The 7601-nt window shown below is 69.8% G+C and carries 9 protein-coding genes; 7 read left to right on the top strand and 2 right to left on the bottom strand.

What is annotated here, in order from left to right:
* Positions 1-553: 553 nt before the first annotated feature.
* Genes Q9Q40_15555 through Q9Q40_15525 form a run of 7 tightly spaced genes read left to right on the top strand, consistent with a single transcriptional unit; the run spans position 554 to position 6865 of the window.
* Positions 554-2038, top strand: a complete 1485-nt coding sequence (locus Q9Q40_15555) for a thioredoxin family protein (GenBank protein ID MDQ7008637.1) — start codon at positions 554-556, stop codon at positions 2036-2038.
* On the top strand, positions 2035-2730 hold the full coding sequence (locus Q9Q40_15550; protein ID MDQ7008636.1) for an HAD family phosphatase: 696 nt from the start codon (positions 2035-2037) through the stop codon (positions 2728-2730). The genes Q9Q40_15555 and Q9Q40_15550 overlap by 4 nt, the downstream gene beginning before the upstream one ends.
* A gap of 37 nt (positions 2731-2767) precedes the next feature.
* The gene (locus Q9Q40_15545; protein MDQ7008635.1) at positions 2768-3427 is read left to right on the top strand and encodes a thiamine diphosphokinase; all 660 of its coding nucleotides are present in this window, start codon (positions 2768-2770) and stop codon (positions 3425-3427) included.
* 51 nt (positions 3428-3478) lie between these two features.
* Positions 3479-4063, top strand: coding sequence for a sigma-70 family RNA polymerase sigma factor (locus Q9Q40_15540; GenBank protein ID MDQ7008634.1), 585 nt, complete (start codon positions 3479-3481; stop codon positions 4061-4063).
* Positions 4053-4664: a hypothetical protein gene (locus Q9Q40_15535; GenBank protein ID MDQ7008633.1), complete on the top strand. Its 612-nt coding sequence runs from the start codon at positions 4053-4055 to the stop codon at positions 4662-4664. The genes Q9Q40_15540 and Q9Q40_15535 overlap by 11 nt, the downstream gene beginning before the upstream one ends.
* Positions 4661-5698, top strand: coding sequence for a hypothetical protein (locus Q9Q40_15530; protein MDQ7008632.1), 1038 nt, complete (start codon positions 4661-4663; stop codon positions 5696-5698). The genes Q9Q40_15535 and Q9Q40_15530 overlap by 4 nt, the downstream gene beginning before the upstream one ends.
* A gap of 30 nt (positions 5699-5728) precedes the next feature.
* Positions 5729-6865: a hypothetical protein gene (locus tag Q9Q40_15525; protein ID MDQ7008631.1), complete on the top strand. Its 1137-nt coding sequence runs from the start codon at positions 5729-5731 to the stop codon at positions 6863-6865.
* Between the two features lie 109 nt (positions 6866-6974).
* Here the strand turns inward: Q9Q40_15525 and Q9Q40_15520 are convergent, their stop codons facing one another.
* The gene (locus tag Q9Q40_15520) at positions 6975-7319 is read right to left on the bottom strand and encodes a hypothetical protein (GenBank protein ID MDQ7008630.1); all 345 of its coding nucleotides are present in this window, start codon (positions 7317-7319) and stop codon (positions 6975-6977) included.
* A gap of 4 nt (positions 7320-7323) precedes the next feature.
* The coding region (locus Q9Q40_15515) for a hypothetical protein (protein ID MDQ7008629.1) at positions 7324-7601 on the bottom strand (278 nt) is incomplete at its 5' end.

Below are 7601 nucleotides of genomic sequence, written 5' to 3'. Positions count from 1 at the left end.
CTGGGAGAAGGTCCTGCCGCAGGCGCAGCAGTGGAAACGCGGGACGCGCCTTCCGTCACACTTGCGGTCGTAGAAGCCGTGTCTCCTGAAGGCGAAGGGCGCGGGGCGGTCCGGGGCGTTGGAGGGGCAGTGCCGGATGGGGCAGCGCGCAGGGAGGAACGCCTCGGGGGGTATCTTTTCGATGGGGATCTCGGGCCAGTCCATGCCCCGTGGGAGAGCAAGAGCGGGGCCAGTTTGAACCCGCGCTCGGGCGCGGAGTTTGGGGACGAGGTGTCCGCATGCGGACAGGTGCCGCGGACAGGGTCCGGACACCCCCGGCGGCTTGCGTCCCCCCGGCCCCCGGGGCCACGGGGTACATTCTTCGCTCCACGGTGGGGGGGGTGTGCCCCCGGGGCCTGAAGGGCACCGCGCCACGATAGCATCCCCGCAAGCGGCGGGGAATCGGACCGTCCCCTCCTGCGAGGCGAGCCGGATTGTCACCCGGCGACGGGACCGGTACCCTCCCGGCGAGGAACGGGGTTTTTGCGCCCGTACTCGCAAGCGAGGAGGCGACTTGCACGGTCGGCGATGGTGGTCGTGTTTTCTGGCGCTCGTCGGCGGGACGATGCTGGTCGGCTGCGCACCCGCGGCGGCCCCCGCCGGAAACGATTCCGGCCCGGGCCCTGAGCTCTGGCCCGAGCGGGCATGGCGCCAGGTCGACCGGGACGTCTGGATCGACGGCCGGCTGGCCGGGGGAGTCTCCTGCTATCGCGACCGGGAGGCCGGCCTGTTGCTCCTGAGCGCCACCTCTTGGCCCCGGTGGCCGGTCATCGCGCAGCAAGACGGTCAGGCCTCCGCTCTCGAATGCGCATCGGCCGCGACCGAGCGGGCGTGGAAGGAAAGCCGCCGCACGGCGCCCCGGGAAGTGTCCAGGCTCGGCCCGGTCGCCACGCCGGCCCCGGGACAATTCCTCCTGGCCTGGCGCGGAAGGACGGTGCTGGTCATGCCCCACCAGGGGCTGGCCGGCCCCATCGATCCACCTTCCCTCTTCGAGCGCATGGCGGGCTGGCGCCGCCGCGGCCAACACTACGAGCCCGAAAGCCGGGCGCTGGCCGCGCTGGCCCGGCTGGAGCGCCCGGTGACCCTGGAGATCACCTTCGGCACCTGGTGCTCCGACAGCCGGCGGGAGGTCCCCGCCTTGCTCCGCACCCTGGAGCTGGCGGCCAACGAACGGATCGCCGTGAAACTGGTGGCCGTCACCCGGGACTTCGCCCGGCCCGAAGGCTGGGCCCAACTGCGCGGTATCACCAACGTGCCGACCGTGCGCGTGATCGAGGGCGGCGAAGAGATCGGCCGCTTCGTCGAGTCGCCCGTCGGTGGCAGCGCCGAAGAAGACCTGGCCGCGATCCTGGAGGGACGCCGGCCCCAGCCCCCCGCGACGAGCCGCCGGATCGTGGGCTCGGCGGTGCTGGGCAGCGTCGCGGGGCCGGACGAGGAGGAGCATCTCGTCATCGAGCAGGACGACGGAGGCCGCCTGTCGATCCGTTCCCGCCTGCCGCGCCGCGAAGTGGAGATCGTCCTCCACCTCGACGGCGTGAGACGACCCGGCTCTTTCCAGGTCACCTGGGGCTCGGATCCCGAGGCCGTGCGCCTGCGAGGCTGGCGGGAGGGCAAGAGGCTCGAGGCCCGGGTTCGCGGACGGTCGGTGGGAGTCCAGCGGCAGAGCACATTCTTGCCCTCCGGCTCACTGGTGCTGCTCCCCTCGGTGGGCACCCAGGCCGCGGCCCTGGGTGCCGCCGCCGCACCGGAGTGGTGCTACCGGGTCGGCAACGCCACCGCCCCGTTGGGAGTCCAGCACGCGGACATCCGCCTCGAGGACCTGGGTCGGCAAACCGTGCGCGTGCCGGCGGGCACATTCAATGCCCGGCACCTGCGGCTGAACCGGGGCGATGGGAGCAGCGATTGGTGGTTGCACCCTCGTCTGCCTCTGCTGTTGCGTCACCGCAGCTCCGACGGCCGGGTGATCGAGGCCCTTGACCTGGACACGGCTCGAGAATGATCGCCCCGCCCTTTCCCGCTGCCGGCGTGGTCTTCGACCTGGACGGGGTGCTGATCGACTCCGAGAGCGCCAACGTCGAAAGCGCCCGGCAGGCCCTGGCGACCTTCGGCGTGCAGATCGGCGACGCGAGCATCCCGCTCATCGTCGGACGCCACCCCCGGGACTATCTCCCCGAGCTCCTCGCCCGGCACCGGGTCGACGGCGTGGATCCCCGGGAGGTGGCACGGGTCCAGGAAGGGACGTGGAGGCGACTGGTCGAGCAGGTGGCCGCCATGCCCGGAGCGGTCGCGCTGGTCCGCCGGCTCGCCGCCGCGGGACTCCAACTGGCGGTGGCCACCTCGTCCGGCGTGGCCTCCGCCCGCAGCGCTCTCCAGCGCCTGGGGGTCGCCCAAGCCTTCAGCGCCCTGCTCACCATCGAGGACGTCCGCCGCGCCAAGCCCGATCCGGAGATCTATCGCCTGGCGGCCCGGCGCCTGGGCCTGGCCCCGTGCCATCTGGTCGCCGTGGAGGATTCGCCCCACGGGATCGCCGCCGCCCGGGCCGCAGGCCTGGCCTGCATCGCCCTGGCCGGTGCCTGGACACCTGCGGAAAAGCTGGCCGCCGCCCAGGTGGTGGTCCAACACCTGGACCAGGTGCCGGGGCTGATCAGACGCCTCCCCGGCCCGCTCCCCCCGGGCCGGCAAAAGGCGTAATCTGCCCGTGTGGAGAGAGCCGACGCATGGTGAAGCGATGAGGGTCGTGATCGTCGGCGCCGCACCGGACCCGGGCCCCACCGGCGCCGACGCCTGTGCGGCCGCCGACCTGGTGATCGCCGCGGACGGGGGCGCGGCCCACTGCCTGGGGTGGGGGCTGTCGCCCCGGGTGGTGATCGGCGACAACGACTCCCTGGCCACGGAGGCCGCCGCCCGGCTCGAGCGGCGCGGCACCCGGTTCCTGCGCTACCCCCCGGAAAAGGACGCCACGGACCTGGAACTGGCCCTCGACGAGGCCCTCGACCGGGGTGCCGAATCCATCGACCTGTTCGGCGTACTCGGCGGCCGCTGGGATCACACCCTGGCCAATCTCCTCCTGCCCGCCCGGCCGAAGTACGCTCCCGCGCGCATCCGGGCCTGGGCGGACGACCAATGGCTGCACTGGTTGCACCCGGGACGGGAGCTGCGTGTCCATGGCCGACCGGGTCTGCGGGTCTCCCTGCTGCCCCTGGGAGGCGATGCCCGGGAAGTCGTCACCCGGGGGCTGAGATTTCCTCTCGCGGGGGAGACCCTCGACCACGCCCGCTCCCGGGGAGTGAGCAACGCCATGACCGGCAGGCAGGCCACGGTGCGGCTGGGCGGGGGAGTGCTCGTGGTCATCGGCCCGCCCGGCGGACAAAAGCCCGCGGAAACGTGAAACCGGCGCGGCGGTCGTTCGTTTCACCCGCCGGAAGCCAAGGAGAAGCCCGTGGGGGAGCGTCCCGCCCAGGACCACCGGCTGGTGAAAGCAGCGCTCTCCGGCGAGCCGGACGCCTTCACCGAGCTGGTCCGGCAACACCAGGACCTGGTAGCCGGGGTGGCCTGGCGCTACGGAACCCCCCGGGAGGAGATCGAGGACGTGATCAGCGAGGTTTTCATCAAGGTCTACGAGAATCTCGCCCGCTACCGGCCCGATCACCCCTTTTCCACCTGGCTCTACCGGGTGGCCGCCAACCACGTGATGGACCGTCAGCGCAAGCGCCGCCGCGAGATCCCCTGTGGGGATTTGGCCGAAGGCCGGGCCGCCACCCACGGGGGCGCCCAGCAGCGGCTCGAGCGGCGCGAGCGCGCCCGGCTGCTGCGTTCGGCTCTGGCCGACCTCGATCCCCTCTATCGCCGGCCGCTCTTCCTGGTCTATATCGAAGGCCAGTCCCTGAGGACGGCGGCACAGATGCTGGGCCTGCGGGAAAACACGATGAAGGTGCGACTGCTGCGGGGCCGCCGCGCCCTGGCGCGAATCCTCGCCGACCGCTACCCCGACTATTTCGGAGAGGGGGTGTCCCTTGCGCTGTGACGACTTCCGCCTCGACCTTCCCGCCTGGCGCGAGGGCTCCCTCCCCCGGGCACGCATCCGGCAACTGATCCGCCACGAGGAAGCGTGCCCGCCCTGCGCCGACCGGCGGGTGATCGAGCGCCGGCTCGCCGACGACGGCGCCCGGCTGCGCGCCATGGCGCCGCCTCCCGTGGATGTCACCGGCCGCGTCGCCCAAGCGGTTGCCGCCATCGACGCCCGGCGCCGGCAGCAGCGCCGCAGCCGCTGGAACGCCGGCCTCGCCGCGGCGACGGCACTGGCCATCGCGGCCGCCGCGGCGGCGCGCATGGTGGCCCTCTGGCCCGAGGTGCAGGAGGAGGCCACGCTGCTGTCCCGCATCACCCTCGGCCTGCTTGCCGCCTTCGAGCCCCTGCTGACGCTACTGCGCGGACTGGCGCTGGCCGCCGCCGCCACCGGCCTCCAGCTCCTGCACGGCGCCGGCCGCGCGGCGGAGATCGCCGGCGAGGGGCTGCCCCCGTTGACCCTCGTCGGCGTCCTGGCGATGAGCGGAACCATCGCCCTGATCATCCTGCGCGATCTGCAAAGGAACGCTCTCGAACCTTCAGAGGAGAACCGATCATGACGCGCCGCCGCTCTTCCTTCCTCCGGGCCTGGATGCTGTTGGGCGCCGGTCTCCTGTTCGGCGGGAGTTTGCCCGGGACCTTCGCCCAGCAGCCGGAGCGTCCCGCCCCTCTCACCGAAGAGGCCCACGAGGGCCCCGGGATCGACGTTCTCGGCCCGCAGAGTCTTTTCTTCGCCCAACTCCACATCACCGGTGACCAGCGGGTGGAAGGCGATCTGGTGTGCATCGGTTGCACACTGATTCTCGACGGGCCCGTCAGTGGCAGCCTGGTCATCATCGGCGGTCAGGCCCGCGTCCGCGCCTCGGTGGAAGGCGACCTGATAGCGCTGGCCTCGACTCTCAAAGTGGCGCCGGGGATGGGGGTCGACGGTGACATGGTCACGCTGCTGAGCGGCATCGAGGCTCCGGATATCCAGGTCGACGGCAGTCGCGTGAACATTCCCTCGCCCTTCCCGCCGGCCGGCCTGGGCGGCCCTTTCTCCGCCCTGACGTCGATCTTCGGCTGGCTGGCGGTGCTCCACCTGCTGATCGTCTTCGTCGTGCTGATGTTGATCGCCGCCATGGTCCCCGATCGTCTGCGGCTGATCGGCGACGAGTTGGGACCCAGCCTCGGCCTGGCCCTGCTGGTCGGCTTCCTGTCTCACGCGGGGATCGTGGTGATCTACGCGCTGCTCGGCATGTCGATGGTGGGTTTGCCGCTGATCCCCGTGCTCATGTTCGCTTTCGTGTTCCTGCGCATGTTGGGCCGCGCGGGAGTGCTCTACATCATCGGCCGCCGGATCGGCCGATCTTGCGGCTGGCGGATGTCCGTGCTCGGCGGGCTGGCGATGGGTTTCGTGCCCTACGCGCTGCTCTCGACCCTCCCCTTCTTTTTCGGCCTGCCGGGCCTGGCCATCGGCCTGTTCTTCAGCCTGGTGCTGAAGGTCTTCATCGACTGGCCCGCCATGGGACTGGCGCTTCTGACCAGCTTCGGCTCCCGCCCGCGGCGCCCGCCCACGGCGCATTGCCCGCCGGCGCCACCCGTGGTGGAATAGACCTCCCGCCCCCAAAGGGAAAGGCCCCTCTTGTACCTGACCGGGATCGTGCATCGCGACCGCCTCTTCGAGGTGGCCACCCGGTGGTTCGCCGGCCGACTCGAACCCGGCGACGGGCGCTTCGTCACCCAGGTCCTGATCTACGAAAACCTGATCTCGGCGCCGGTAGCCCGGGAACTGCTCCGCGATGTCTCCCGACGGCTCGGCCTGGGGCCCGTCTGCGTCCATCGCCTGCGGCTGAAAGACGAACTCCGGCGGGCCATCGCCGCGTCGGTGGAGCATCCCACTCCACGCCAGCAGGATCTTTTCACCCGTTACCACCACCGGCCCGAGGACTTCTTTCCGGGGACACCGGCGGACCTGAGCCTTTTCACCGGAGAGGAAGGAAAGATTCGCGGGATGATCCGGGTCAAGCGAATCCGCCGCGTGGCGGACAAGGCCTCGCGCCGGGTCGCCGCGGCCCTCGGCGCGCTCCTCCAACGGGAAGACACCGACCTGGCCGCCGCGGAGCAGCGTCTCGGGCTGGCCCTCGAAAGCGGGGCCCTGCGTTTCGCACCGGACCAGCTTCGCATCGACGATCTGCTCGGCCTCAAGCTGGTGGGCACCGAAATCCAGATCGAGCGCTTCCAGGAGGCCATCGCCGCCCACCCCCGGGTCCTCCGCGTGGAGAAGGAAATTCACGAAGGCGTCTACAACGACATCAACCTGCTGGTGGACATCGGGCTGCCGACACCGGGCGAGATCATCGACCGCATGAAGGGCCACGGCTGGGACTTCGCCGCCGGTCGCGGATTGAGCGCCGAGGTGCTGGCCCGGGATTACGCGCCCTACGTGGAGTCGGGGGCCCGCAGCGTGCGAGCCGAGGTGATCCTGACCACCTTCGACGAGCTGGTGGAGTCCGAGTTCGGCCGCTCGATGCACGAGGAGCGCATCATCTCCCAGCGCAACGACGCGACCTACAGCGGGCGCATCGCCCGCAACGCCTCTTACCTGATCGAGTACCTGCTGCGCGTGGCGGTCTCCCCCACCGTGGAGATCGACGCCCTGCCGATCCGCATCGGCGGCCGCTACCTCCAGGAGACCTTCTCCGCGGCGATCTGGAAGCTCTACGGCCTGCGCCACGACGTGCCGATCTTCGACTCCTTCGCCACCGAGCCGTTTTCTTGATCCCACCCCTCATCGAAACCACCGATGAAAAGGCAGGATCTCCCGCTCTCGAGGAGAATGCTCGCCCCGCGAAAATCAGCGCCGAGCGGGACACCCCCCGCTGGCAGGGCTATGGAATCCCGGGCTCGACCGGCTTGACCAACTTACACCTGCACGTTGCACCGTGCTCTACCGGACAAGTACAAATTGGCGGCTTCTTGGGAGACGATGAGAGGATGCCAGGATATTCGTTCCACTGCTCGATAGTCCCGCCTGCAACGGTCCAGTAGATCTGACTCTCAGATGCCGCATCAGGCGCCGTGAACAGCGGCTCGCCGTCCGCTGTTCCATCCATCGTCGCACTGAATACCCAGAACGGAGGATCGTCGGCACGAGTGATATGCAGTTCGCCGGCAAAGATCACTGCCAGTACGATCAACGCGAGGCCGAAAACCCACGCCCTTCTCTCGATCATCGCCTCAGCTCTCCACATCTACTTCACCTAACTTCTTGATGAAATGGCAATAGCAAGACTCATGCTTGTCCGGGCAGGTGCACGTAGAAAGCTGCCCCGGCTTGGCTGATAGCTTCCCTGAATAAACCTGTCCCGGTGTCGGCTCCCCTTCTGCGACGACCCAGAAGATCTGGCCTTCGTCCGCACTTGAGTCCTCGACAAAGCTCGGACCCGTGCCCGCTTGCCCTTCCATTCGTGCCTGGTAGACATAGTTTTCTGGACGATCACCTGGCGTCACGAACA

The sequence above is a fragment of the Acidobacteriota bacterium genome, from assembly GCA_030949985.1.
Taxonomy (GTDB): Bacteria; Acidobacteriota; Polarisedimenticolia; order J045; family J045; genus JALTMS01.
This window is presented reverse-complemented; position numbering and strand designations above follow the sequence as displayed.

Excerpts from the sequence above, each read along its gene's own strand:
- Q9Q40_15550 (MDQ7008636.1), top strand. The coding sequence starts at position 2,035 with ATGATCGCCCCGCCCTTTCCCGCTGCCGGCGTGGTCTTCGACCTGGAC.
- Q9Q40_15545 (MDQ7008635.1), top strand. The coding sequence starts at position 2,768 with ATGAGGGTCGTGATCGTCGGCGCCGCACCGGACCCGGGCCCCACCGGC.
- Q9Q40_15530 (MDQ7008632.1), top strand. The coding sequence starts at position 4,661 with ATGACGCGCCGCCGCTCTTCCTTCCTCCGGGCCTGGATGCTGTTGGGC.
- Q9Q40_15520 (MDQ7008630.1), bottom strand. The coding sequence starts at position 7,319 with ATGATCGAGAGAAGGGCGTGGGTTTTCGGCCTCGCGTTGATCGTACTG.